Genomic DNA, 25,572 nt, shown 5'->3' with positions numbered 1-25,572 from the left:
CGAGCACGTTCGAGGATAGGATTCTGGGCCCCGGCTCTACGGCGCAGCGCTTACGCGCTCCGCCTTGTCCGGGGCACGAGCGCACTGCGAAAGCTAATTCCCGTTGACGCGAAAGCGCAGCGGCTTGGGACCAACCAGCATGAGCACGTCGCCCTGGCGCTTCCAGGTTTCGACGCTGCCGAGCGCGGCCACGAGATCATCGTCGGCCTGCGCCTTTGCCGGCGGACAGGAACGGTCCTGGACCTGGCCGGGGACGAAGATCACGGTGTTGCCGGCGACCGAGAACTGGCCCTTGCCGCCCTTGCACCAGAGCTCCAGCACGACCTCGCCATTGTCGCCGATCTCGATGTTCGGTATCCGCTTCGAGCCGGGCTGTGGCAGCGCTTCCAGCGTCATTTCGGTGCCGAAGGGGAACCCGTCCTCAGCACGCGCGAGCGTGGACATCGCGAGCATGGCAACTGCCGCACACACCAACCGCTTGAGCAAAACCATAAGACCTCTCGACCGACCTGACTTGCCGCACCTTCTATAAGACGGCAGCGTTCTTGAGAAGGTTCGCCCATGGCGGATGTCGATGCAAAAATCCCCGCGAGGCGAGCCTCGCGGGGATTGGCATCGCAGCCTGGCGTCGACCGCTACTTCAGCACCAGCGCCGTAAACGGCCAGACATAGGCCTGCAACGTCACGAGCACGCCGACGAGGCAGGCCAGCACGATCGAGTGCCGGAACACGAAGCGCAGGATGGTGCCCTCGTGGCCGTACCAATTGGTGGCGGTGGAGGCGACGACGATCGATTGCGCGTCGATCATCTTGCCCATCACGCCGCCGGAGGAGTTCGCCGCAGCCATCAGGACCGGCGACAGGCCGAGCTGCTCGGAGGTGATCTTCTGCAGGTTTCCGAACAGCACGTTTGAGGCGGTGTCCGATCCCGTCAGCGCGACACCCAGCCAGCCAAGCAGCGTGCCGAAGAAGGGATAGAGCACGCCGGTGGCCGCGAAGGCGAGGCCCAGCGTCGCGTCGACGCCGGACAAGCGCGTCAAGGTGCCGATCGCGAGCATCGCGGAGATCGTGATCAGCGAGATCGCGCACAGCCGGATGGTGCGGCCGTACTCGGTCACGAGTTTGACCGGACCGACGCCCATCAGGAAGCCGGAGATGATCGCCGCGATCAGCATGCCCGTGCCAGTGAAGGACAGGTAGGTGAAGCTGAACACCGCGCCTTCCGGCGTCGGTTTCGCCGCCACCGGCGGCATCTTGTTGATCATCTTGTCGAGCTCGGGAACCGCGTAGTTGAAGGTGAAGATCGAGTTCGCCCAGGTCTTGAACCAGCCGCTGCCCCAGATCAGCATCACGACGCAGACGATGATCCACGGCAAGAGCGCGCTCCAGAGCTCCGCTTGCGTGAGCGGAGTTTTGTCGAGCGGCTTCGCCGGCGCCATGGTCGCATGCGACTCGTCGTGTCCACGCAGCTCCGGCGACAGCCAGAGCTGCCTCGGCTGCCATACCTTCAGGAACAGGATGAGGGCGCCCATCGAGATCAGCGATGCCCCGATGTCGACGATCCAGGGATTGATGTGATTCGAGATCACATATTGCGGTATTGCAAACGACACGCCCGTGACGAGGATCGCCGGCCAGACGTCCTTCATGCCCCTCCAGCCCGCGAACGCCCACACCACCCAGAACGGCACGATCAGCGAGAAGAACGGCAATTGCCGGCCGACCATCGCACCCAAGATATACGGGTCGAGCCCGGTGACCGAGGCAAGGCCCTGGATCGGCGTGCCCAGCGCGCCATAGGCGACCGGCGCGGTGTTGGCGATCAGCGACAGGCCGGAGGCTGCGAGCGGCGAGAAGCCGAGCCCGATCAACACCGCGCCGGTGATCGCGACCGGCGTGCCGAAGCCCGAGGCACCCTCGAAGAAGGCACCGAACGAGAACGCCACCAGCAACAGTTGCAAACGCCGGTCCTCGGTGACGCCGCCGATCGCGCGCTTCAGCAGTTCGAATTTTCCGCACCCTACCGTCACCTGATAGAGGAAGATGACGTTGAGGACGATCCAGCCGATGGGGAAGAACCCGGTGACGATGCCCAGCACCGAGGCGCGGATCGACATGTTCGCGGGCATGGTGAAGACGAAGATCGTGATCAGGTTGGTCACGATCACTGCGATGACGGCTGCGATATGGGCCTGGACGCGGCCACTCGCGATCAGGACCAGCAGCGTGACGACGGGCACTGCCGCCGCGATCGTCGACAGCACCGGGCTGTGCAGCGGGTCATAGATTTGATTCCACATGGTCTTCCTCCCCACGCATGTTTGTGGCAGGCGACCCGCGTGGAGAGCCGGTCCTGCTTGACGCTGAAAGCGATAACCCCCGAGTCGGACGCGAATTCCTCGCGAATGCGGCGGTTCCCGTCCGCTCACAAGCTCGCGAAATCCCGAAGCACCCCGCCCCGCGCCGTCGAGCCCCATGCTAGGGTTGCAAGCTGCGACAAGCCAACGCAAATTGCAGACCTTGCGACTTTAGTCTAAGCGCGCCCATTTTCGCCATTACCTCAGCCATATGGCTCTGGGCCGTTATGCACATCCCCTGAGGAGACCCAGCTCTGTGAAGAACATCCGCGCCACGCTCGCGATCGTCTGGCGAATCGCCGCCCCCTATTTCCGATCGGAGGACAAATGGGCTGGCCGCGGCCTGCTCGCCGCCGTCATTGCCATGGAGCTGGCGCTGGTGGCGATCAATGTTCTGGTCAGTCAGTGGCAGAACCGATTCTTCAGTGCGATCCAGGGATATGAACTGGACCGGTTCGTCAGAGAGATTTGGATCTTTCTTGGCCTTGCCTTCAGCTTCGTCGCATTGGCGGTCTACAAGCTCTACCTGAACCAGTGGCTCCAGATTCGTTGGCGGCGCTGGCTGACGCAACATTATCTCGGCGAATGGCTCAACGGCTCGACGCATTACCGCATGCAGCTCAAGGGCGACGCCGCCGACAATCCGGATCAGCGTATCACCGAGGACGTCAAGAATTTCGTCGAGCAGACCCTGACCATCGGCCTCGGCCTGCTGTCGTCGATCGTGACGCTGGCCTCGTTCGTCGTCATTCTCTGGGGCCTGTCGGACAAGGCGCCGCTGCACATTTACGGTACCGATATCGTCATCCCTGGTTTTCTGGTCTGGTGTGCGCTGGTCTACGCAATCCTGGGTACGGCGCTGACGCACTGGATCGGTGCCCCGCTCATCAACCTCAATTTCGAGCAGCAGCGCTTCGAGGCCGACTTCCGCTTCAACCTGATCCGCGTGCGCGAAAATTCCGAGCAGATCGCCCTTTTGAAAGGTGAGAGCGCGGAGCGAGGGAATCTGCTGCAGCGCTTTGGTTTCGTCATAGGCAACTGGTACGCGATTATGAGCAGGACCAAGCGCCTGACCGCTTTCACGGCAAGCTACAGTCAGGCTGCAGTGATCTTCCCCTATGTGGTGGTGGCTCCGGCTTACTTCGCCAAGAGAATCCAGCTCGGCGACTTGATGCAGACCGGCTCGGCGTTCGGCAGCGTGCAGGATGCGCTGTCGTTCTTCGTCACGGCGTATCGCTCGCTCGCGGAATGGCGCTCGGTGATTGCTCGTCTCGATGGCTTCGAGATGTCGGTCAGCTCAGCAGCCACCGTCGCGGCGCACGAGCCGGCCATCAGCGTTGCGCCAGGCAGCGCCAAGGCAATCACGCTCAAGCAATTGCTGGTGAACCTGCCAAACGGCGAGCCACTGGTCAGCGCCGATGCCTTCATCGTCCGGCCGGCAGAGCGGGTGCTGGTGACCGGACCGTCCGGTTCCGGCAAGTCGACGTTGTTCCGGGCCATTGCCGGCATCTGGCCTTTCGGCGACGGAGCAATCGCCATTCCTGAGAAGGCGAAGCTGATGATGGTGCCGCAGCGGCCGTATTTCCCGATCGGCCCGCTGGGGGATGCCGTGATCTACCCCTCCGACCATGGCACAATCGCGCCCGAAAGGATCGCGGAAGCGCTGACAGCGGTAGGCATGCCGCGTCTGGCAAAGCGGCTTGCCGAGGACGGTCACTGGAACCGGATGCTGTCGCTCGGCGAGCAGCAGCGCCTCGGGCTCGCTCGCGCGCTGTTGCATGCGCCGGACTATCTGTTCCTGGACGAGGCCACGGCGTCGCTGGACGAGCCGTCCGAGGCCCGGCTGTACCGGCTGCTGGCAGAGAAGCTGCCGCAGGCGACCATTGTCTCGATCGGCCACCGCTCGACGCTCGACGCCTTCCACACCCGCAAGGTGACAATGGTGAAGGACGGCGAGATCCACGTCCTCGGCAGCGAACCGGCTGTAGCGGAGCCGAGCGCAGCGCGTTGAGGCGCGGCGCTCCGGATTCGTGTGCGCGGCGGCGTGATTTAGCGCGGTTTCGCGACACGAACTCCCATCCTCCCCTGGAGGGGGAGGATGGGTTCGCATGCAGCGAAGCGTAATGCGAACCAAGGTGGGGTGACGGTCTATCCGCGTTGACACTGTCCGTGTCGAGAGATCACCCCGCCCCGCTCGCGCTGCGCGCGATCGACCCTCCCCCTCCAGGGGAGGGTGGAAGTTTCTTCACGTCATGCCCTGGCTTGTCCAGGTCGGGCCGGCCATGACGATGTGGCCAACATCGAGCCCTCACCGCGCACGCCACGGCCGAACTCCTTTAGTCTATTAGCCCAAAGCAAAAGGGCGGCAGATTGCTCTGCCGCCCTCATCAAGTCGTTTCGGGAAGAAACTTACTTCAGGTTGGTCATCGCCGTCAGGTCGAAGGAGAGCTTGGCGATACCGGCGGCGCCGCACCAATTGGAGCCGACGCCAGTCGGATTGATGTTGCTGAAGCTGCCGTTGAAGCCTGCCGTGTAGTCGCTGGTGAACGCGTTGCAGTTCGCTTTCGAAAGGTCGGTGTCGGAGTAACGCAGGTCGAGCGTGAACACCTTGTAGGTGAAGCCGATGCCGATATTCCAGGTGTTGTAGTCGGCGTACTTGATGCCGTTCGGGAACGGACCGGCGAAGCCCGGCGCGGCGAAGCCAGTGCCGTAGAACGAGTCGGAGGTGCCCAGGAATTGGCGGCCGAACTCACCCGAGACGTACATGCCGACGCCGCTGGAGCCGAAAATGGTGCTCGGCGCGGTGTACTTGGCGGTGATCGACACATAGTCGCCCCACGCGCCGGAGTTCAGGAAGCTCGGCGTGTAGTACTCGTTCAGGCCGACGGTCCAGCTGTCGTTGATGGTGTAAGCCACCTTGCCGTAGACTTCGAAGAAGCTGACATCCTTCTTCATCACGTTGCCATTGAGCAGGGCGTTCGCGGCGCACTGCGCGCTGAGCGGGTTGCCGGCGGTGTCAGTCGGCGCGCCGTAAAAGCAGGTGCCACCCGGATACAGATAACCCCAGACACCGATGTCGAAGGCGAACGCACCGAAGGTCGGGCGGATACCGCCGTAGACGTCGATCTCGGCCGCGGCGCGGTTCGGGAAGGAGATGCTCTCACCGGCCAAGCCGACATAGAGCTGGAGGTCCTTTGTGACGTTGTAGCGCGGCTCAAAATAGGCGGCGACAGACGGCTTGTGGTTCGACTGGGTGATACCGCGGAAGATGTAGTCGCTCATGATGGCGCCGCCGAAGGCGATATCCCAGGGATCGAAGGCCGGCGGCGGCGGGGCTTTCAATGCCTTGACCGGCATGTCTGCCGCGAAAGCCGAACCCGTCACCATTGCCAGCGCCGTTGCCAACAAAGCCACTTTTTTCATTTCGATCCCCATCGCCAGTTCTTAGACCCAGTCAGATCCCGTTAGCCCCCCGGGGCGCTCGATCTGATTGCAAATTTCGTAACTGCGGCAATGTGAATTGAGGGGTGCGAACGGTGAAGCAAAAAGCGCGGGCATCTGCCGACTTTTTAGGCGTTTTGACCATTCCACGAAAGGTTGTCAGCTTGTGTGTCTTCTCGAACACATTAATTGCGTCGCAAACTGCAAAGGATGGTCCGTGCAAGTACGGGGAAGCCAGGAAGCGTGGCACCCAGGTTACGAATCAGACAAGCGCGAAAAAGGGCGGCCTCTGTAGGTGCTTGTGGCGATGCAAAAAGGCCGCAGCGTCACCGCAGCGGCCTTTCTGTTGTCGATCGCGGTCGCTGGACCTACCCCTGTCCCTCGGCCGGCGCCGATTCCGCAGAAGACGAAGGCATCGCCCAGCTTGTCTCGGCGGCAGGCTCGGGAGCCGGAGCTTCCACCGGTGCTGATGGCTTCGGAGCAGGAGCTGCCTTCGCTTTCTTCGGTGCCGCTTTCCTCGCGGCCTTCTTGGGTGCGGCCTTCTTGGCCGACTTCGTCGCAGCCTTCTTGGCGGCTTTCTTCGGGGCTGCCTTCTTGGCAGATTTCGCAGCTTTCTTTGCAGACTTTTTCGCGGACTTCTTGGCTGCCTTCTTCGCGGTCTTCTTCTTCGCCGCTACTACCTTCTTAGCCTTTTTGGCCTTCTTGCTTTTTTTCTTCTTCGCTTTCGCCATCGTGGTCCTCCTGTTGCCGCCGAACAATGGTCGATCGGGCGTCTTTCTGCCGTCACCTGCGGACGAAAGCTCAGCTTTTGAAAGCTCAAACTTGCGCGTTCAATGCCGGCCGCGACCCGCCCGTAGCCCAATCGAGAAGCTCAATCGTGTGTACGACCGGAATTGATGTGCCACTGGCAATCTGCACCATGCAGCCGATATTGCCCGCAGCAATCATGTCCGGCTTGACGCTCGCGATGTTGGCGACCTTGCGATCGCGCAACCGGTCCGCAAGCTCGGGCTGGAGAATGTTGTAGGTGCCCGCCGAACCGCAACACAAATGGCTCTCCGGCACATCTTTCACCACGAATCCATTCTTGGAAAGCAATTCTTTCGGAAGGCCCGTGATTTTCTGCCCATGCTGCAACGAGCACGCGGAGTGATAGGCGACCACGATGTTGTCCTGTGGCGCGGTGGCCGAAAGTCCGAGGCCGGCGACGTATTCGGTGATGTCCTTGGCAAGCGCGGACACCTTCGCCGCATCGGCTGCGAACGCCACATCCTCGCGCAGCAGATAGCCGTAGTCCTTGATCACGGTGCCGCAGCCGGACGCCGTCACCAGGATGGCGTCGAGCCCCTCGCCGGCCGCCTCCCGGCACCACGCAGCGATATTGGCGCGCGCCCGCGCCAATGCGTCGTGGTCGTTGCCGAGGTGATGGGTCAGCGCGCCACAGCACTGCTCGTCCCGGACCAGGACAACCTCGATGCCGTGGCGGGTGAGAAGGCTGATGGCGGCCTGGTTGATGCGCGGCGCCAGCACCTGCTGGGCGCAGCCCTGCAGCAGAGCGACCCGGCCGCGTCTCTTGCCGAGCGCGGCGAACACGCTGCCGGCGGCGGGCCCCGGCAATGGCAGTCGGTTCGGCGCCAGCGCCAGCATCGCCTTGATGCGCTGGATCAGTCCGGGCGTGGCCGAGGGCCTGGGCGTCGGCAGGAAGACGGCAAGCGGGCGGGCCAGCCGCGCCAGCCACATGCTCGCGCGGAAACGCTGCGGGTCCGGCAGCACGAAGGCCAGCACCTGACGCAACAACCGCTCAGTCAGCGGCCGCTGATAGCGCTGCTCGATCCGGACCCGGGCCTGGTCGACGAGGTGCATGTAGTTCACCCCTGACGGGCAGGTCGTCATGCAGGCGAGGCACGAAAGGCAGCGGTCGACATGCTTGACCACCTCGGCGGTCGGCGCCAGGTCCTTCTCCAGCATCTCCTTGATCAAGTAGATGCGGCCGCGTGGGCTATCGAGCTCGTCGCCGAGCAGTACATAGGTCGGACAGGTTGCGGTGCAGAAGCCGCAATGGACGCAGGCGCGAAGGATCTTGTCGGCTTCGGCGATGTCGGGGTCGGCGAGCTGCGCCAGTGAGAATTCGGTCTTCATGCCGTAGCGCCCCGCCTCAGGCGTCCCCGGTTGAGAATAGTCTTCGGATCGAAACTGGCGCGCACCCGCTCGCTCAGCGCCGCGATGCCAGGCGCTTGCGGATGGAATACATCGACATCACGCCTGACGTCCTCGGCCGCCCGGATCAGCGTGGCATGTCCTCCGAACGCGTTGGTGAGCTGGCGCACGGCCGGGGCATGCGCGTCCGGCTTCGGCGGCACCGCCGCCCAGATCAGCCCGCCGCCCCAATCGTAGATCAGGTCGCCGCCGGTGTCGCGTGCCAATTGGGTACCGAGCGCCGCACCCGACGCCGGCGGACAGACGATCCGCCAGACCGGCCAGGCGCCCACCGCGCCGTTTGCCGCGAACGGCAGGAGGTCGCGGATCGTGGCCCACAGCGCGGCCGATGCGCCGTCTTCGATCAGGGTCGCGGTTCCGAACGGCGCCAGCAAGTCCCGCAAGGAGCCGGCGCGGTGCGCGGCGGAGGCGGTGATGCCTTCGAGCCGCAGCACGGTCAGTGCGTCGTCCTGGCCCGCGATGTCGCCGAGCCCGTTGGCCTTGGCGCGAAAGGCCGATTTCGGCAGATGCGCGGCTCCGGAAACGTCGAAGGGCGAGCCGAGCGCCGCCGTCATCGCCTTGTTGGCGCGGGCATCGTCGAGCCCGCGGAGCAGCAGCGTCCGCTCGGCCTCGGGCTTGGGCATCACCTTGAGCGTGACCTCGGTCATCACCGCCAGCGTACCCCAGGACCCTGCGAGAAGCTTGCACAGGTCGTATCCGGTGACGTTCTTCACCACCTTGCCGCCGGTCTTGAAGCTGTCACCGAAGCCGGAGACGGCGTGCGCCCCGAGCAGGTGATCGCGCGCCCCGCCCGCCCTGATCCGCCGGGGACCGGCGAGCCCGGCGGCGATCATGCCGCCGATGGTTCCGAGCGCCGGCGTGCCGAGCAGCGGCGCCGTGTTCATCGGCTCGAAGGCGAATTGCTGGTTTTTGGCATCGATCAGCGACAGCACGTCGGCCAGCGGCGCGCCGGCCTGGAGCGTGACGATCAACTCGTTGGGCTCGTAGGAGGTGACCGCATTGAGCGCGGAGACATCGAGCACGGCGTTGGTCGCCATCGCATGGCCAATACCGCGCTTGGAGCCATGACCGATGATCTCGAGCGGCTGCTCGTTGGCGATCGCCGCACGCACCACCTCTTCGACGTCTTTGCCGTCTCTGACCTTGAGCGTATCCACGAGAGGAGGCCGTAACGAAATTCGCGCCGGAAATCAAATCTGTCAGACACTGCACTTCGCCCGGGCCGGCAATCTCTGGTGCAACGCGAAAGAGCGGTGGCCGGGGGGCTCCCGTTGGCAGGCAAGCCTTCCGCTGCTTGTCGTCAACTGGCGCATCTTACCGAAGCAGCCCAGCCGGACGAAACGAGCAAGAACGGTAGGGCGACGCAATCTCTCGGCGCCCGCAACCAGACTCCGCGCTCTGCATCAATCGTCGGGATCGCCGGTACTGCTTCGGCGGATCGGCGCGACGCGCCCATCGGGCATTTGCTGGACCTGCGACAATAGATTGATGAACACGCGTTCATGGAACGGCGCAGTTTCCAACCCGTTGATCACGGTGCTTCCTTCAGAAGGAGGAATGAAGATGAAGAGGATAATTGTTGCACTTTCTGCCATCGCCCTCATCGGCACTGCGCCGGCCGTCTTTGCCCAAGGCGTATCAAGCAAGACGCCGGGCCAAGAGATGCAGACCAAGGGCTCCAAGGCAGGCCATCCGGGAGCATCCGGCTACACTCCGGGACATAAGAAGCACGCCATGGGTTCTAAGAAAGGTCACCCCGGCGCTTCTGGCTACGCTCCCGGCCAAACCACTGGCGCGAGCACGAAGTCTGGTGGCGCGAGCACGAAGTCTGGCTACTGACGGTCGCCTCGCAATTGCCAATAGGCCAATGACAAGAGCCGCCGCGGTCTCAACCCGGCGGCTCTTCGTGTGAGTGATCCCGGTCGCTCAGAACCGGGGAATATCCGGAAACGCCAGCTTACCTGCATGCACATGCATACGGCCGAGCTCGGCGCAGCGGTGCAGGGTCGGAAACACCTTTCCGGGATTGAGCAGGCCCTGCGCGTCGAAGGCACATTTCAACCGCTGCTGCTGGTTGAGGTCGATCTCACTGAACATATCCGGCATGAGGTCGCGCTTCTCGATGCCGACGCCGTGCTCGCCGGTGAGCACGCCGCCGAATTCGACGCAGGCGCGCAGGATGTCGGCGCCAAAAGCCTCCGCGCGCTCGATCTCGCCGGGCTTGTTGGCGTCGTAGAGGATCAGCGGGTGTAGATTGCCATCGCCGGCGTGGAACACGTTGGCGCAGCCGAGCTGGTATTTTTCGCTGAGTTCGCGGATGCGCGCCAGCGCCTTCGGCAGCGCGCCGCGGGGAATCGTGCCATCCATGCAGAGATAATCGGGCGAGATGCGGCCCACGGCGGGGAATGCGGCTTTGCGGCCCGCCCAGAACAGATTGCGCTCGGCCTCCGAGGTCGAGATCTGGCAGGTGGTCGAACCGCAGCCATTCGCGATCGCCTCGACGCGCGTGATCAGTTCGTCGACCTCGATCTTGGGACCGTCGAGCTCGATGATCAGCAGCGCCTCGACATCGAGCGGATAGCCGGCATGGACGAAGGCCTCGGCGGCATGGATCGCGGGCCTGTCCATCATCTCCATGCCCCCAGGGATGATGCCGGCCCCGATGATGCGCGCCACGCATTCGCCGGCGGCCTCGACCTCCGCGAAGCCGACCATCAGCGCACGCGCCGTCTCCGGCTTTTGCAGGATGCGCACCGTGATCTCGGTGATGACCCCGAGCAGGCCTTCGGAACCGGTGATGACGCCCATCAGATCGTAGCCAGGGTTCTCCGCCGACTTGCCGCCGATGCGCAGGATCTCGCCGCTCATCAGCACGATCTCACAACCGAGCACGTTGTTGGTGGTCATGCCGTATTTCAGGCAATGCACGCCGCCGGAATTTTCCGCGACATTGCCGCCGATCGAGCAGGCGATCTGCGAGGACGGGTCGGGCGCGTAGTAAAAGCCCGCATGCGCGACCGCCTGACTGATGGCGAGGTTGGTGACGCCGGGCTCGGTGACGACGACGCGGTTGTCGAAATCGATCTCGCGGATGCGCTTGAACTTGCCGAGCCCGAGCAGCACGCCGTCCTCGAGCGGCAGCGCGCCCCCGGACAGCGAGGTACCGGACCCGCGGGGCACGACCTTGATGCCCTGCTCTGCACAATATTTCAGGACCAGCGAGACCTGCTCGGTGGTGTCAGGCAGCACCACGACCATCGGCGGCTGCCGATAGGCCGTCAATCCGTCGGATTCATAGGCTCGCATCTCGGCGGCGCTGTCGATCACGCCTTCGCCGGGGACGATTGCGCGCAGTGCGGCAACGACGTCCGCGCGGCGCGCGAGCACGGCCTGGTCGCTCGCAGGCATCATGATGGCCATATCAAATCCTTCATGGCATATCCTTCCGGCTCACGCCGGGCGGTCCAATTTGTCGCGGTAAATCAACCACGTCCGGGGGTGTTTGGGTAGGCCATCCGAAAGTCGGACCCGCAATCGCCAGCGAGTTCGCTCTGGGACAAGTAGGAAATCGTGAAACCTGTCATGGTCTGGCGGCTTGTCCAAGCCGGGCAGGCCTGCCAAAACCGGCAGGTCCGGCGATTGCCGCTCAGGCAAGAGACTGACTAGACCCACCAGGGAAGAGACGAAGAGCACCCGATGACAAAACTGACTTTTGGCGCACTGACGATCCTCACCGTGATTGCCACCGCACCCGCCGCGATGGCGCAGGATGTCGCGGCCGGCAAGACATCGTTCAACAAATGCCTGGCCTGCCACGCAATCGGCGAAGGCGCCAAGAACAAGGTCGGCCCCGAGCTCAACGGCCTCAACGGCCGCAAGTCGGGCACCGCTCCGGACTACAACTACTCGGATGCGAACAAGAATTCCGGCATCACCTGGGACGAGCCGACCTTCAAGGAATACATCAAGGATCCCAAAGCCAAGATCCCCGGCACCAAGATGGCATTCGCCGGCATCAAGAACGAGACCGAGATCAACAATCTCTGGGCCTATGTCTCGCAGTTCGACAAGGACGGGAAGATCAAGCAGTAGGTGCGGAAAAGGCGGCCGCTAGAGCTTCGATTCTGATTGAATCAGAACCGAAGCTCTAGCTTCTCGTTTTGACGCGTTTCCTTCACGCGAACCGGCATCCACTTCGCTCGAAAACGCTTTAATCGGCGGCCGCCTGCGCCGAGACGATTTTCCCGATCATCGTCTCGATCTCCGCCTTCACGACATCCGGTACGGCGTTCTGCACCATGTGGCCGAGATCGGGCAGCACGATCAGCTTCGCATTCGGCACGATCGCGGCAAAGGGGCGTGCGTGGATGCCGGTCGATACGGTCTTGTCGGGCTCGCCTGCGATGATCGTGACCGGCGCCGATATCTCGCCATAACGCGCGACTTGCGCAGCAACCGCTTCCTTCAGCTTCACCAGATCATAGGCATTGGCGATGAACTCGCGCGGACGCAGCAGCAGCGGCGTCGCGGAGTCCTTGACGAAGCCGTCCGGCATGACTTGCGGCAGGAAGACGTTGCGCGCACCGGATTCAGTAAGAACATAGCCGAGCGGCAGCGTGATCGTGTAGGCGAGCAGCGGACCGATCACAGGCGTTGCGATGATCTCGTTGTAGCGGCCGACGCCGCCGCGCCAGGGATGAGTGACGGGCGCGAGCATCACGAGGCCGGCGACGCGGTGCGGGTGATCGAGCGCGATCCGCGCGCCCAGGGCGCCGCTCCAGGAATGCACCACGAAGACCGCGCGGTCGATCCCGAGCTCCTGAAGCGCATCATCGATCATCCGCGCCTGGATCTGCGGCGTCGAATCCTGCCGCCGCACGCGCGTGCTCCAGCCATGGCCGGGACGGTCGATCAGAATGACGCGATGATTCCTGGCGAGGAGATCACCGAGCGGCCGCCGCATTGCTTCGAGATTGGAGCTTGCGCCGTGCAGCATCACGATCGGTAGGCCACCATTGCGCGGGCCGAGATCGACGACGTGAAGCACCGCGCCGTCGACCTCGATCATCCGGCCCTGCGGCGGAAAGGCGCGCTGCACGACGAGGATTCCGGCCTGCGTGGCCAGCGCCAGCAGAACCAGCGCCGTCACGACTGACATCACGATCATTGAGCGAATCCGGGCGGTCCTGGGCACAAGGCAGTTACGGGTCTTGGCACACGGCAGTTTCGCTCAGTCGGCTTCAGGGCTTCCACCGGAAACAGCGGGGCTGTGGATATGTGCACAATTAGGGAACGTAAAAGCCCAACGGAATCAACAATATTCCTTGGCGACGCGCAAGCCTCGGACCAGCTTCATGCAGTCGTCATCGCGGCTTCCATATAATCGCCATGGTCGGTTCGGCCATCTAGGCGCGGGTGGGCGCCGATCCTCCTCGCAGCCTCGGGGATGCAGGAAAGACCGGCAGGATTTTTTCCTGGTTTGAACCGGAGGATTTTCGATGAGCTTCAGATCGAACGACACTGCGATCGACGAGATCGTCGCGAGCTGCAGCGGCGACCTGCGCGGTGCGGTGCGGGCGCTGCTCCTGATCAACGAGCATCTCGAAGCGGAGCTTGCAAAGGCTTACGCCGCGGTCGCCGATCGCGGTCTCACCGAGCGCGGCGGCAGCGTCCTGCACTAGGTGCAAGCGACTTAGTTCGACCCGTCCTCGTCCTTCTCCTCGTCGGGCGTTGCCGCGGGACAGGCGCGGATCGTCGAACGGGCGAGCTTGGCGTCGGCCTTGGATTTGTAGGGGCCGTCACCGAACCAGATATCGCCGATGATCACGGGATTGCTGGTCACGATATCGCATTTGCCGGTGGCGCGGTTGCCGACCACCCAGAACAATCCATCGGCGAGGCTCACCGTCCCGGACGCGAGCAGCAAGCTACCTGCAAAGATCAAACGCTTCATGGCTTTTGCTCCTGCCATGCAGGTAGGCCTGCGGCAGCCCGGGCAATAGCCCTCGCGACGCGACGCCTGCGATCGTGGTTAATTCGCGCCGGCCGCGATCACTCAAGAAATGATCGAGTTATAGGCTAGATGTCGCGGCCTTCGACCTTCTCGGTCAGCGCCTTGACCTGGTCGGGGATCTTCTCGAGGTGCGGATTGACGGCGAGCGCCTTGCGGTAGGCTTCCAGCGCGCGCTTCTCGTTGCCGACCTCCTGCATGATCATGCCGAGCCCTGCGAGCGCACCGAAATGGCGCGGTTCGCGGATCAGCACTTGCTGGATGTCGGCGAGCGAGCGGCCATAATCGTTCTGCATGTAATAGAGCGTGGCGCGCCGGTTCCAGGCCTCGATATAGTCGGGCCTGAGCTTGATGATCGAATCCAGCAGCTTGATTGCGACATCGATCTTCTGCGCCTCGACCGCGGTCTTGGCGCGCGACATCAACAGTGCCGCGGTGTCGCTCGGGGTCTGGAGCCAGATCGCCCAGATCCGCGCCTCGACATGCTTGGCGCTGGTCTCGTCGGGCGCCGCCTTCAGCGCACCGAACAGGAAATCGAGATTCTTGGTGCGGTCGACCTTGGGCAGCTTGGCCGGCGCTTCCGGCAGCTTCTTCTGCTGGCCGGGCGGAGGCGGCGGCTCAATCTGCTGCGCCAGCACCGGGGCGAAGCCGGCGGTCCCCAGGACGAGGGCCAGACACAGGGTGGGCGCGCAGAGGAATCTCAGTGCCATAGGCAAAGTCTAAACGCGCAAAGCCGCCCTTGCAAAGCAGGGCGGCGTCAAACTCGTGTGAGACCGTGGTCTTGCGGAGCGCGAGGGCGTCCGGCAGGGCGAGATCAGCCCTGACGCGCCTTGAAGCGGCGCTGCACCTTGTTGATCACATAGACCCGGCCCTTGCGGCGGACCAGGCGGTTGGCGCGATGGCGACCGCGCAGCGATTTCAGCGAGTTACGGACCTTCATGGCAGAATCCTGAACGTTCGAAAGGCCGTGTTCGGCACTACCGTTTCGGCACGCGCGAATGTGGCAAAATGAGATTTTTCCCGCTGGCGGATCACCGCCCGGGACGGGGCGGTTCTTAAGGCATCGCGGGAGGTGATGTCAATGTTAACTGCCCCGTTCCCAACCAGCAAAATTTGCGACAACAACCCCATGCACAGTAGAAACGGCCGGATCGGCCCGATCTGCCAAGCCGAGAACCCGCGGCAGCGCCTTGCCAAATTCGTTATATGATATAATCAATTTGGCAACCCGTCGGGAGGAAACCCATGCCAAAGCTGAAGCTGCCCAACATCGACGATGTCGTTGCCATCGACATCCACACCCATGCCGAGGAGCCCTGCGGCTGCCATGCCGACGACGGCTATGACGATTTCCAGGCGCAGATGGCGGAGTATTTCAAGTCACCCAACAAGCATCCGCCAACGGTGCCGGAGACCGCGGCGTACTATCGCTCCAAGAACATCGCCGCCGTGATCTTCCCGGTCGACGCCGAGCGCGAGACTGGCTTCCGACGCTATAACAATTACGAGATGCTGGAGGTCGCCTCCGACCATCTCGACGTCCTCATCCCCTTCGTCTCGATCGATCCGCACAAGGGCAAGCTCGGCGCCCGCGAGGCGCGCAAGCTGATCGAGGAGTATGGCGTGCGCGGCTTCAAATTCCACCCGACCATGCAGGGCTTCTACGCCAACGACCGCATGGCCTATCCGCTCTATGAAGAGATCAACAATGGCGGCGCGATCGCGCTGTTCCACACCGGCCAGACCGGCGTCGGCTCGGGCATGCCCGGCGGCATGGGGATGCGGCTGAAATATTCCAACCCGATGTACATGGACGACGTCGCGGCCGATTTCCCCGACCTCAAGATCATCCTCGCTCACCCCTCCTTCCCCTGGCAGGAGGAGGCGCTGTCGGTCGCGACCCACAAGCCGAACGTCTATATCGACCTCTCCGGCTGGTCGCCGAAATATTTCCCGCCGATCCTGGTGCGCTACATCAACTCGATTCTTCAGGACAAGATGCTGTTCGGCTCGGATTGGCCGGTGATCACGCCGGACCGCTGGCTGTCGGATTTTGCCAAGATCGACATCCGCGACGAGATCCGGCCGAAGGTGCTGAAGGCCAACGCGCGCAAGCTGTTGGGAATCTAGGCGCTCACCCATCGCCCGTAGCGCATCGAGGGCTTCGATCCCGGTGACCGAAGCCCTCGGCTCAGACGCTCGAGGCCTCAGATGGTCTTCGCCGAGCAGGAGGCTCGGAATATAGAACGACGATAGCTGGCCGTTCCGATATAGTCCCTGCGCCTGCAACGATCCAAGGGAGGGGTCAATGAGCATCAAAGCCGTCGTCTTCGACGCCTACGGCACGCTCTACGACATCCAGTCGGTCGCAGAGATCACCGAGGATGCGTTTCCAGGCTATGGCGAGATCATCACGCAGGTCTGGCGTATCAAGCAGCTCGAATACACCTGGTTGCGCTCGCTGATGCGGCGCTACGAAGATTTTGCCACTGTCACGCGCCACTCGCTTGCCTATACGCTGCGCGTGCTTGGGATCGCTTACGAGAACGACGCATTCGAGCGCGTGATCGAGAAGTATCTGCACCTCGACCTTTATCCGGATGCGACCGCAGCGCTTGCGGCTCTGAGACCGCGAAAGCTTGCCATCCTCTCCAACGGCAGTCCGGACATGCTCAATGCGCTCGTGCGCAATTCCGGCCTCGACGCCCTTCTCGATGCCACCATCAGCGTCGACGCGAAGAAAATCTTCAAGCCGAGCCCGGACGTCTATGAGCTGATCGGCGAGGTGCTCGGCATCAAACCGAACGAGGTTCTGTTCGTCTCCTCCAATCCCTGGGACGCCGCCGGCGCGAAATCGTTCGGATTGAAGGTCGCCTGGATCGAACGGGTGACGCCCGAAGCCATGGCGCTGGCTTGCGTCGAGAACGAACTCGTGGCACCGCTGACGATGTTCAAGGCGATCCGCACCCAGATGGACGAGCTCGGCTTCGCGCCGGATCACCGCATCCGCGCGCTCTCCGAGCTGCCAGGAATCGCTTAGGGATCACCGCCCGCCCATGTGCTTGGAATGAGCTGTTTGGAATGAGCCTTCAATCCGTTCGCGATTTTTTCGCCGAGAGAGCCCCCGACATTACTGTCATCGAATCCCCGATCAGCTCTGCCACCGTGACGCTGGCGGCGGAAGCCTATGGCGTCGAGCCGGGGCGCATCGCCAAGACGCTGTCGTTGCGCATCGGCGAACGCGTGATCCTGATCGTCGCTGCCGGCACCTCGCGCATGGACAACAAGAAGGTGAAGGCGCAGTTCGGGGGCAAGCCGAAAATGCTGGGACTGGAGGAGGTCGCCGAGATCACCGGCCACGAGGTCGGCGGCGTCTGTCCGTTCGGCCTGAAGGCGCCGCTGCCGATCTATTGCGACGTCTCGCTGAAAGCGTTCGACGTGGTGGTGCCGGCCGCAGGCTCGACCCACAGCGCCGTGCGCATCACGCCGGAGCGGATGGCCGAACTCGTCGCGGCCGAATGGGTCGATGTCTGCGAACACCGATCCTAAGCGAGGCTAATCATCCTCGTCATAATAGGGCCGCGGTGGCGGGGGCGGGGCTGTGTTGTAGCGCGGCGGGGGCGCGGCGCGGTTGCGCGGCACCGGCTGCTGCGGCTGGGCCTGGTTGTTCGATTGGAACACCGCACGGCAGCCGCTCGAGAGCTGCGGCGTGTTCTGCTGCAAGCAGGCCACGATACGGTTCACGTCGGGAATCTGATCGCTGCACAGACGCCACACATCAGGCGTGCAGGCCATCTGTTGTTCCATTGTGCCGCGATATTCCTGGGCGAATGCTGCGTTCTGCGCGACGATGCCGCCGATCGCGAGCGCCACACCCAGCGCAATCCGCTCTGTTCGCATGTCCCGATCCTTCCCGAATCCCATCAAAACCTCCTCAATCAATGAGGCGGGGGAAGGTTCTGGACCAACAACAAAATGTGAAAGAGCGCCTGGAACCTACTCCACCTTGCCGATCTTCTTCACCGCCGCGATCAGCCGCGCGCTGTCGGCCGCGACGAATTGCGCGAAGGCCGGCGCATCCTGATAGGCCACGAGACTGCCCGAGGCCTCGAACGATTTGAGCACGTCCGGACTGGTCATGACCTGCGCCATCGCCTCGCGCAGACGGGTCGCGATCGGGGCCGGCAGCGCGCTTTGCGCGAACAGGCCGGCCCAGATGTACATCTCGACATCCCTGTAGCCGAGCTCCTGGAAGGTCGGCACGTCGGGGAAGCTCGCGATGCGCTGCGCGCCGCAATTGCCGAGCACGCGCAGCTTGCCGCCGTCGACCTGCGGCTTCAGCGTGCCGGGTGCGGCCGCGATCGCCTGCACTGTACCACCTAGGATCGCCGTCAATGCCGGACCTGCCCCGCGGAATGGCACGTGCAGCAGCTTGATGCCGGCGCTGCTTGCGAACATCTCCATCGCCACGTGCAGCGTGCCGTAGGGCCCCGACGAGCCATAGGTGATCTGGCCTGGCCGCTTCTTCGCGTCCTCCACGAAACCCTGCGCCGTCTTCCACGGCGCCGAGGCCGGCACCGCGAGCAGCGTGGGATCGGCGAGCACGCGCGCGATCGGCATGAACTGCGAGACCTCGTAGGCAACGGGACGCTCGAACAGCCGATCGGCCTCGGGGAGCACCGCGAGCGAGGACAGCGTCATCAGCAGCGTGTAGCCATCGGGCTCGGCGCGCGCCGCGGCGGCATTGCCGACCGATCCGCCGCCACCGCCGGCTCTGTTGTCGACGATCACGGGCTTGCCGAGGATCCGCTCCAGCGCCTGTGCCACCGGACGCGCCGCGAGATCGGCCTGTCCGCCGGCGGGAAACGGCACGATCATGGTGATGTTGCGAACGGGATAGGTTTGAGCGAAGGCTCTGTCAGGTAACGCGGCTCGCAACAACGGCAGTGTAGCAGCGGCGCGAAGGACGTCGCGTCGATCCATGGCAGGTCCCTCCCCTCATTTTCTTTGTTCGCCAGCCAGCCTAACGTCGCGATCGGCAAGAACAAGATGTTTACGAAGCATTAGCCATGTTCGACCGAGCCCGGAACGCATGCCTGAGGCCTCCGTTGCCCTCCCAGGAGTGTGCCATGGGAAAACTCGCGACCATCGACGTTGCCTTGGACGAGATGCTGGTGAATCTCGCCGCGATCGTCTTGCGACTTTCAACGCCCGAAATGACGCGAACACCGGAAGCGCGGCGCGCACTGGCACAATCCGTCCATCAATATGCGGTTTGCGCGAAGCGTTCGAGCGACCCGCGCGTTCACGAGCTGAAGTCGCAGCTGGAAGAGACGCTGAAGCCAAGCTTGCGCATTGTCGCGATCGACGGCGTGAAGGTGTCGTAGTCGAATACCGTCATTGCGAGGAGCTCTTGCGACGAAGCAATCCAGAATCTCTACGCGGAGACACTCTGGATTGCTTCGCTGCGCTCGCAATGACGAAGTTGTTGAAGCCGGTCGCTACGACGTCTTTGCTTTCCCACGTGGCCGCCGCTTGCACGTGCCCGGCAGCTTCGCGGCCAGGAAATCGCCGAGCGCCTCGACGCGCGCGGGGCGCGGGCCGCCCGGCGGCGTCACCAGGTGCACGGCGCCTTCGGCCTGCTTCCAATCCTTCAGGATCACCTCGACCTGGCCTGAGGAGATCGCCTCACCGACGATGAACTCGGGAAGCTCGGCGATGCCGAGGCCTGCGATCAGCGCCGGCATCACCGCCTCACCATTGTTGACGCGGAGCTGGCCGCCCGGGCGCACGCTGGCCTGCTCGCCGGCCGAATTGGTGTAGTGCCAGACGTTGGGCGTGGAGAGATAGGCGTAGCTGAAGCATTTGTGCTCGGCCAGATGCATCGGATGCGTCGGCCGGCCGTGCTGTTTGAGATAGGACGGCGCGGCCACGGTATAGCGCGGCATGGTGAAGAGCTGCCGTGCGATCAGCGAGGAATCCGGCAGCCGCGCGATCCGCACCGCCATGTCAAATCCTTCTCCGATCAGGTCGACGGTCGCATCGCTCAGATGCAGGTCGACCGAGACTTCCGGGTAGGCCTGAAAGAATTCCGGCAGCAGCGGCGCGACCGCCTTGATGCCGAACGTCATGGGCACGGCGAGCCGGACCAGGCCGCGCGGTGCCACCGATTGCGCCAGCGCTTCGTTCTCCGCCGCTTCGCCATCGGCCAGCAGGCGCGTCGCGCGTTCGGCGAGCTTGTGGCCGGCATCGGTCAACGCGAGCCGGCGCGAGGTACGGTTGAACAGGCGGGCGCCGAGCCGCTCCTCCAGCCGCGTGACCGCCTTGGAGACCGTCGCCTTGGACATCGCGAGCTCGCTTGCGGCCCCCGCAAACGACCGTAATTCCACGACTTTTGCGAAAACCGCGAGCGCCTCGAAATCGGGTAGTTTTGCCATGGCAGCCGATCCAATCGGGATATTTAGGGAAACAATGCGTTTCAACAGTTTCTATTTCTATTACCACAGGCGGAGGCTTATCCAGGGGTCATCAGACATTCAGGAACTGGAGAAATCCAATGACCAAGAAGCTCTCAGGCAAGGTTGCCCTCGTCACCGGCGGCTCGCGCGGCATCGGCGCGGCTTCGGCCCGCGCACTCGCCGATGAAGGCGCTGATGTCGCCATCAGCTATGTCGCTTCGCCCGACAAGGCGGAGGCCGTCGTCGCCGAGCTGAAGGCCCATGGCGTCAAGGCCCGCGCCTACAAGGCCGATCAGGCCTCGGCCAAGGAGGTCGATCAACTGGTCAGGAGCGTCGCCAGTGATTTCGGCCGGCTAGATATCCTCGTCAACAACGCCGGCGTCGCCGTCGGCGGGTTGATCGACGATGCCGCGACCGACACCGCCGCGCTCGCCCGCCAGGAAGACATCAACGTGCACGGCGTGATCGCCGCGATCCGCGCGGCCTCGAAGCTGATGGGCGAAGGCGGCCGCATCGTCACGATCGGTTCCGGTATTGCCACACGCGCTTCGTTCCCTGGCCTCGCCGATTACGCTGCGACCAAGGCTGCGATCGTCGGCTACTCCAAGGGCGCTTCGCGCGACCTCGGACCGCGCGGCATCACGGTCAACGTGCTGCAGCCGGGCTCAATCAACACGGACATGAACCCCGACGACGATCGTGAATTCGCCGACGCGCAGCGCAAGCAGCACGCACTGCAACGCTTCGGGACCGCGGAAGAAATCGCCGCCGGCGTCGTCTTCCTCGCAAGCCCGGAGGCCTCCTTCATCACCGGCACCGTGCTCAATGTCGACGGCGGGTTCGGCGCCTGATCCGAACCGCCCCCTTCAAGTCAAGGAATTACGCAAATGATCGAACTCAGACCTTTCGCAAAGCTCGGCGGCGCCGATCACGGCTGGCTTAAGGCCAAGCATCATTTCTCCTTCGCCAGCCATTATGACCCGAACAATATGGGTCACGGCGCGCTGCGGGTATGGAACGACGACGAGATCGCGCCGAACACCGGCTTTCCCGCCCATCCCCACGCCAACATGGAGATCATCACTTATGTGCGCGAGGGCGCGATCACCCATCAGGACAGCCTCGGCAACGAGGGGCGCACCGAGGCGGGCGACGTGCAGGTGATGAGCGCCGGCAGCGGCATCCGCCACTCCGAGTACAATCTCGAGCCGACCAGGACGCGGATCTTCCAGATCTGGATCGAGCCGACGGCGCGCGGCGGTCAGCCGACCTGGGGCTCGAAACCGTTCCCCAAGGCGGACCGTTCCGGCAAGCTCGTCACCATCGCGAGCGGCTTCGAAGACGATGCGGACGCGCTGCCGATCCGCGCCGATGCGCGGGTGCTCGCCACCACGCTGAAGGCCGGCGAGAGCGCGGAATACGCGCCGCAGAAGTCGCGGCACCTCTATCTCGTGCCCGCGGCAGGTTCAGTCGAGATCAACGGCGTGCGCGTCAACGCCCGCGATGGCGCCGCGATCCGCGACGAGGACAGCTTGAAGATCACCGCTCTGGAAGATTCGGAGCTCGTGCTCGTCGACGCGGCGTAGGCGCCGCCCTCACACAGCAACTCGTCATGCCCGGCCTACGCCACGCCGAAGAAGCTTCGGCGTCGCAGGCGGGGCAAGCCCGGCAACGAATAAACAACTCACCTCGTCATCCAACGGAGACCACTCATGACCAAAGTTCTCGTCCTCTATTATTCCGCCTATGGCCACATCGAAGCGATGGCGAAAGCCGTCGCCGAAGGCGCGCGCGAAGCCGGCGCCACTGTCGATATCAAGCGCGTGCCGGAGCTGGTGCCGGCCGAGGTCGCAAAAGCCTCCCATTACAAGCTCGATCAGGCTGCCCCCATCGCCAAGATCGAAGACCTCACCAATTACGACGCGATCATTGTCGGCACCGGCACCCGCTTTGGCCGCATCGCCTCGCAGATGGCCAACTTCCTCGACCAGGCCGGCGGGCTCTGGGCCAAGGGCGCCCTGCACGGCAAAGTCGGCGGCGCGTTCACCTCAAGCGCGACCCAGCACGGTGGGCAGGAGACGACGCTGTTCTCGATCATCACCAACCTGCTGCATTTCGGCATGGTCGTCGTCGGCATGAACTACGGCTTCGCCGGCCAGATGAAGCTCGACGAGATCACCGGCGGCGCGCCCTATGGCGCCACCACGATCACCGGCGGCGACGGCAGCCGTCAGCCCAGCGCCAACGAGCTCGCCGGCGCACGCTATCAAGGGCGCCAGATCGCGGAGACCGCAAAAAAGCTGCGCGGCTGAAGCGATCGCGGGCGGCATTCTCGTTCGGGAATGCCGCTTCAGCGTGTCCCCTTGCCCATCGCCCGTGCCGCAAAGGCGGCGAGCCTGGGATGACGACGCAGGCCCTGCGCGGCATGGTCACGCCATGCATAGGGCAAACCGCGCCAGGACAGCGCGACGCTGACATCGGTCAGCGGGACCTTCTGAGCGCCGAAGCGGCGCTTGTAGTCCTGGTTGCCGATGCTGAGATCGAAACGGCGCACGCCCCGTGCATGCAGCGCCGCCATGGTGCGCTCGGTGACGAGCAGCCCCGGCGAGCAGCTCGACCATGATTCGCCGGCGTGACTGATGCGCAGCAGGTAGTAAGTCGCGCCTTGCCTGACGCCGAGCGAGGTGGCGATGACGCCCTCGTCGCAGACCAGTGCCGAGACGACGGCGTAGCCTTCCGCGACGCCTTGGCGGGCGACCTCGCGGTAGAATCGCGCATGAGCCTCGTCGTTGAGCACAAATGGCGAGCCGAGCTTTCGCATGCGCGCCTGCTGCTGCACATCCATCACGTCCAGCAGTTCATGCGCGCGGGCGACGTCCGTGGCGATTTCGAACCGCGCGCCGGCATGACGGCTGAAGACGCGCCAGCAGCGCGGCATCTGCATGCGCTTGATCGAGGCCTGGTAATCTTCATAGTTCTCGCCCATCAGCACGAGATTGCCGTTGAGCGAGGAGGATCCGATCCGGCCGAGCGACACCAGCGGGTTCGGCCTGCCTCCGATGTGGGCCGGCATCTTCCTCAGGCGAAGCAGATCGAAGCCGTCGGGCAAGGCGCGCAGCGCGTCGATCAACGCCTTGCCGATGCCTTCTGCCGCATCCGCATCAAGCGACAGGATCGGCGCGTTGTTGTCGGAGACGCCGAGATCGGCGAATTCGACCACGCGGATGCCGCGCCTGAGATGGCTGATCATCGGCACAAGTGCGATGTCCTTGCCGGTGGCGGCATCGGAAATCACGGCGATCAGCGGTGCGAGATCATGGAACGCTTCATACCAGGCGCCGAGCCAGTAGCCGTGCTGGAACGCGGTGCGATGGCCTGCGCTCACGCGCAATGCTGCCCGCCGCCAGTCACGCATGAAATCGACCACGATTCCCGACGTGCTGGACACCCGACCTGCTGATTGCTCAACGCTGAGGAACGTCATCCGCGGGACATACGGTTACTGAGTCTTTCCAGATAGATTATGTTTCATCGCAACCACAAGTAACCTCGCTGCTTATCGTTAAGCGATGCCGCCCGAGCCGCTCCGCTGCGACAAGGCGTCAGTGCTCAGGTCCCACCTGCCCGACGCACTGGAACCTGGCCAGGAAGTGCAGGCCGGCCACCGCGAGGACGAACATGAACCAGATCGGGCTCTGTCGTTCGAGCAGGAAGGTCTCGGTGACTCCGTAATACAGACCGAACAGCCATACGGTGAGGAACAGCTTTGCCAGCGCGCTACTACGGTTGTGCGCCTGGGCCGACTGGAAATTGCCGAGCGGCGCGAGCACGAAGACGAGGATCACGAGCAGCAGCCCCGGCAGGCCGATGGTGACCGCGAGATCGAGATAGCTGTTGTGGCTGTGTGCCGCAGTCGTCGCCCATTCGGCGCCTTGGGCGGTCTGCCGCTCGGTCACGTCGTCCCAGAAGGCCGCATAGCCGTGGCCGATGATGGGCTTCTCGGCGACGGCTGCGAGCGCGAATTCCCAGATCGCGGAGCGGCCGGTGAAGGTGGGATCGAGCGGAAGCAGCCGCGTCATGGCGCCGAGCGCCGGACTCAAGACGCTGCCGACCGTCAGCAGGTTCATCACGATCAGCGGCACGAAGCAGATGATCCGCTTCAGCCACAGGCTCCGCGTGACGTAGACCAGCGACGCCAGCGCGTAGATCGCGAGGCACAGCACCGAGGATGTCTTACCGCCGGTGAAGATCAGGAAGATGCCCGCCAGCGCGGCGATCGCCGGGCCCATCACGAACGAGCCGACCGCGCAAAGGTAGATGCCGACATAGACCAGGATGGTCATCACGGGCGAGGCGACGTTCTTGTGACCAAAGCTGCCGCGCCAGTCGCCGGCAAGCTGCGGCTCGGTGATGTCGAGCGCGGTGTGGATCGAATATTGCGGCGCGAGGAAGACGCCGAGATAGCACAGTGCGAGCAGCGCGAGCGCGGCACCGCCGAGGCACAGGTTGAAGCTGCGCTGCGTCGGCGGCAATAGCGGCAGGAGCACGGCGAGCGACGTCACGCTCGCCGCGAGCACGAAGCGCTGGAGCGAAACGCCGCGGCTCTCGGAGAAGGCGATGTTGATCAAAAGCCAACCGACGAGACAGAGATGCAGCGGGTTCACAAGGGTCTTCAGCGAGAGACCGTCGGTGACGGCGGCGAGCAGCATCGCGACCGTGGCCAAGAGGCCGAAGGAGACGTAGGTCAGCGCCATTCGTCCGCCGACGGCGGTGGCGGCATCGGGGCTGCGCAGATCCGGGAAGGGATCGAGCGTGACCAGCACCAGCAGCAGCGCCGTGACGGCGACGAGACAGCGCGCCGCCTGCACGGCGTTCAGCCCCGCGAGCCCATCGCGCAGGACGTGGCCGAACGATCGGCGCTCGACGTCAGTCATGTCAGCGGCGCTGCGATCCAAGCTGCGATTCATGGCTCAAGGCAGGTGACGAAGCCGAAGGAAGGTCAAAGCGACATTCAAGGGAAGCTGAAGACCTTAACCAATCCCCGTTAACCGCCCGTCAACCAGCATGCAGGCGATAGCGAGCAGCCCTG

Annotated in this window: 27 protein-coding genes; 10 read left to right on the top strand and 17 right to left on the bottom strand. The window is 63.7% G+C overall.

The genetic code is table 11. The features are described from left to right. Positions 1 to 93: 93 nt before the first annotated feature. Together ACNJX8_RS05365 and ACNJX8_RS05360 are read right to left on the bottom strand one after the other, a co-directional pair. Complete coding sequence (locus tag ACNJX8_RS05365) at positions 94 to 492, bottom strand: META domain-containing protein (protein ID WP_439359834.1); 399 nt, start codon at positions 490 to 492, stop codon at positions 94 to 96. 143 nt (positions 493 to 635) lie between these two features. Then, a complete protein-coding gene (locus ACNJX8_RS05360) occupies positions 636 to 2,300 on the bottom strand; it encodes an L-lactate permease (protein WP_439359833.1) in 1,665 nt (554 codons plus the stop codon). 313 nt (positions 2,301 to 2,613) lie between these two features. On the opposite strand from ACNJX8_RS05360, the gene ACNJX8_RS05355 reads away from it, so the two are divergent. Then, the gene (locus tag ACNJX8_RS05355) at positions 2,614 to 4,368 is read left to right on the top strand and encodes an ABC transporter ATP-binding protein/permease (RefSeq protein WP_439359832.1); all 1,755 of its coding nucleotides are present in this window, start codon (positions 2,614 to 2,616) and stop codon (positions 4,366 to 4,368) included. Between the two features lie 398 nt (positions 4,369 to 4,766). Here the strand turns inward: ACNJX8_RS05355 and ACNJX8_RS05350 are convergent, their stop codons facing one another. The 6 genes from ACNJX8_RS05350 to ACNJX8_RS05325 form a co-directional block, all read right to left on the bottom strand. Next, complete coding sequence (locus ACNJX8_RS05350; protein ID WP_128939849.1) at positions 4,767 to 5,780, bottom strand: TorF family putative porin; 1,014 nt, start codon at positions 5,778 to 5,780, stop codon at positions 4,767 to 4,769. Between the two features lie 386 nt (positions 5,781 to 6,166). Further along, a complete protein-coding gene (locus ACNJX8_RS05345) occupies positions 6,167 to 6,529 on the bottom strand; it encodes a histone (RefSeq protein WP_249759544.1) in 363 nt (120 codons plus the stop codon). An 85-nt stretch (positions 6,530 to 6,614) separates the two neighbouring features. Continuing rightward, a complete protein-coding gene (glcF, locus tag ACNJX8_RS05340) occupies positions 6,615 to 7,937 on the bottom strand; it encodes a glycolate oxidase subunit GlcF (protein WP_128931367.1) in 1,323 nt (440 codons plus the stop codon). Next, entirely contained in the window at positions 7,934 to 9,172 is a 1,239-nt protein-coding gene (locus ACNJX8_RS05335; RefSeq protein WP_439359831.1) for an FAD-binding protein, read from the bottom strand. The genes glcF and ACNJX8_RS05335 overlap by 4 nt, the downstream gene beginning before the upstream one ends. Before the next feature lie 246 nt (positions 9,173 to 9,418). Continuing rightward, entirely contained in the window at positions 9,419 to 9,697 is a 279-nt protein-coding gene (locus ACNJX8_RS05330; protein WP_439359830.1) for a hypothetical protein, read from the bottom strand. Positions 9,698 to 9,941: 244 nt separating this feature from the next. After that, complete coding sequence (locus tag ACNJX8_RS05325; protein WP_128946417.1) at positions 9,942 to 11,435, bottom strand: FAD-linked oxidase C-terminal domain-containing protein; 1,494 nt, start codon at positions 11,433 to 11,435, stop codon at positions 9,942 to 9,944. Between the two features lie 276 nt (positions 11,436 to 11,711). Here ACNJX8_RS05325 and cycA point away from each other — a divergent pair, with 276 nt between their 5' ends. After that, complete coding sequence (gene cycA / locus ACNJX8_RS05320) at positions 11,712 to 12,107, top strand: cytochrome c-550 CycA (RefSeq protein ID WP_091886974.1); 396 nt, start codon at positions 11,712 to 11,714, stop codon at positions 12,105 to 12,107. 118 nt (positions 12,108 to 12,225) lie between these two features. Here the strand turns inward: cycA and ACNJX8_RS05315 are convergent, their stop codons facing one another. Then, positions 12,226 to 13,182: an alpha/beta fold hydrolase gene (locus tag ACNJX8_RS05315; protein WP_439359829.1), complete on the bottom strand. Its 957-nt coding sequence runs from the start codon at positions 13,180 to 13,182 to the stop codon at positions 12,226 to 12,228. Between the two features lie 331 nt (positions 13,183 to 13,513). On the opposite strand from ACNJX8_RS05315, the gene ACNJX8_RS05310 reads away from it, so the two are divergent. Continuing rightward, positions 13,514 to 13,696, top strand: a complete 183-nt coding sequence (locus ACNJX8_RS05310) for a hypothetical protein (RefSeq protein ID WP_091886978.1) — start codon at positions 13,514 to 13,516, stop codon at positions 13,694 to 13,696. 11 nt (positions 13,697 to 13,707) lie between these two features. On the opposite strand, the gene ACNJX8_RS05305 is transcribed toward ACNJX8_RS05310, so the two are convergent. The 3 genes from ACNJX8_RS05305 to ykgO form a co-directional block, all read right to left on the bottom strand. Continuing rightward, positions 13,708 to 13,968, bottom strand: a complete 261-nt coding sequence (locus tag ACNJX8_RS05305; RefSeq protein WP_128931362.1) for a hypothetical protein — start codon at positions 13,966 to 13,968, stop codon at positions 13,708 to 13,710. Positions 13,969 to 14,093: 125 nt separating this feature from the next. Then, entirely contained in the window at positions 14,094 to 14,735 is a 642-nt protein-coding gene (locus ACNJX8_RS05300; protein ID WP_091886982.1) for a tetratricopeptide repeat protein, read from the bottom strand. Between the two features lie 104 nt (positions 14,736 to 14,839). Continuing rightward, entirely contained in the window at positions 14,840 to 14,965 is a 126-nt protein-coding gene (gene ykgO / locus ACNJX8_RS05295) for a type B 50S ribosomal protein L36 (RefSeq protein ID WP_006611362.1), read from the bottom strand. A 305-nt stretch (positions 14,966 to 15,270) separates the two neighbouring features. On the opposite strand from ykgO, the gene ACNJX8_RS05290 reads away from it, so the two are divergent. The 3 genes from ACNJX8_RS05290 (at position 15,271) to ACNJX8_RS05280 (ending at position 17,574) form a co-directional block, all read left to right on the top strand. After that, entirely contained in the window at positions 15,271 to 16,155 is an 885-nt protein-coding gene (locus ACNJX8_RS05290; protein ID WP_011090280.1) for a 4-hydroxyphenyl-beta-ketoacyl-CoA hydrolase, read from the top strand. Positions 16,156 to 16,333: 178 nt separating this feature from the next. After that, positions 16,334 to 17,065, top strand: a complete 732-nt coding sequence (locus ACNJX8_RS05285) for a haloacid dehalogenase type II (RefSeq protein WP_439359828.1) — start codon at positions 16,334 to 16,336, stop codon at positions 17,063 to 17,065. 41 nt (positions 17,066 to 17,106) lie between these two features. After that, positions 17,107 to 17,574, top strand: coding sequence for a YbaK/EbsC family protein (locus tag ACNJX8_RS05280; protein ID WP_091886986.1), 468 nt, complete (start codon positions 17,107 to 17,109; stop codon positions 17,572 to 17,574). Between the two features lie 6 nt (positions 17,575 to 17,580). On the opposite strand, the gene ACNJX8_RS05275 is transcribed toward ACNJX8_RS05280, so the two are convergent. Both ACNJX8_RS05275 and ACNJX8_RS05270 read right to left on the bottom strand, forming a co-directional pair. After that, the gene (locus ACNJX8_RS05275; protein ID WP_091887079.1) at positions 17,581 to 17,925 is read right to left on the bottom strand and encodes a hypothetical protein; all 345 of its coding nucleotides are present in this window, start codon (positions 17,923 to 17,925) and stop codon (positions 17,581 to 17,583) included. Positions 17,926 to 18,021: 96 nt separating this feature from the next. Beyond that, the gene (locus tag ACNJX8_RS05270; protein ID WP_439359827.1) at positions 18,022 to 19,008 is read right to left on the bottom strand and encodes a tripartite tricarboxylate transporter substrate binding protein; all 987 of its coding nucleotides are present in this window, start codon (positions 19,006 to 19,008) and stop codon (positions 18,022 to 18,024) included. Between the two features lie 146 nt (positions 19,009 to 19,154). Here ACNJX8_RS05270 and ACNJX8_RS05265 point away from each other — a divergent pair, with 146 nt between their 5' ends. After that, complete coding sequence (locus ACNJX8_RS05265; protein WP_091886990.1) at positions 19,155 to 19,412, top strand: hypothetical protein; 258 nt, start codon at positions 19,155 to 19,157, stop codon at positions 19,410 to 19,412. A gap of 114 nt (positions 19,413 to 19,526) precedes the next feature. On the opposite strand, the gene ACNJX8_RS05260 is transcribed toward ACNJX8_RS05265, so the two are convergent. After that, entirely contained in the window at positions 19,527 to 20,462 is a 936-nt protein-coding gene (locus tag ACNJX8_RS05260; RefSeq protein ID WP_439359826.1) for a LysR family transcriptional regulator, read from the bottom strand. 119 nt (positions 20,463 to 20,581) lie between these two features. On the opposite strand from ACNJX8_RS05260, the gene ACNJX8_RS05255 reads away from it, so the two are divergent. The 3 genes from ACNJX8_RS05255 to wrbA all read left to right on the top strand — a co-directional run bounded on the left by ACNJX8_RS05255 (position 20,582) and on the right by wrbA (position 22,795). Then, on the top strand, positions 20,582 to 21,334 hold the full coding sequence (locus ACNJX8_RS05255) for an SDR family NAD(P)-dependent oxidoreductase (protein WP_439359825.1): 753 nt from the start codon (positions 20,582 to 20,584) through the stop codon (positions 21,332 to 21,334). Positions 21,335 to 21,370: 36 nt separating this feature from the next. Further along, positions 21,371 to 22,069 carry a pirin family protein gene (locus ACNJX8_RS05250; RefSeq protein WP_439359824.1) on the top strand — a complete coding sequence of 233 codons (699 nt, stop codon included), beginning with the start codon at positions 21,371 to 21,373 and terminating at the stop codon, positions 22,067 to 22,069. A 126-nt stretch (positions 22,070 to 22,195) separates the two neighbouring features. Next, the gene (gene wrbA / locus ACNJX8_RS05245; protein WP_439359823.1) at positions 22,196 to 22,795 is read left to right on the top strand and encodes an NAD(P)H:quinone oxidoreductase; all 600 of its coding nucleotides are present in this window, start codon (positions 22,196 to 22,198) and stop codon (positions 22,793 to 22,795) included. A gap of 38 nt (positions 22,796 to 22,833) precedes the next feature. On the opposite strand, the gene ACNJX8_RS05240 is transcribed toward wrbA, so the two are convergent. Next, complete coding sequence (locus ACNJX8_RS05240) at positions 22,834 to 23,967, bottom strand: GNAT family N-acetyltransferase (protein ID WP_439359822.1); 1,134 nt, start codon at positions 23,965 to 23,967, stop codon at positions 22,834 to 22,836. A 118-nt stretch (positions 23,968 to 24,085) separates the two neighbouring features. Beyond that, the gene (locus tag ACNJX8_RS05235; protein WP_439359821.1) at positions 24,086 to 25,438 is read right to left on the bottom strand and encodes an O-antigen ligase family protein; all 1,353 of its coding nucleotides are present in this window, start codon (positions 25,436 to 25,438) and stop codon (positions 24,086 to 24,088) included. Positions 25,439 to 25,572: the final 134 nt, after the last annotated feature.

The sequence above is a fragment of the Bradyrhizobium sp. SPXBL-04 genome (genome assembly GCF_051853035.1).
In the GTDB taxonomy this organism is placed as follows: Bacteria; Pseudomonadota; Alphaproteobacteria; order Rhizobiales; family Xanthobacteraceae; genus Bradyrhizobium; species Bradyrhizobium zhanjiangense.
This window is presented reverse-complemented; position numbering and strand designations above follow the sequence as displayed.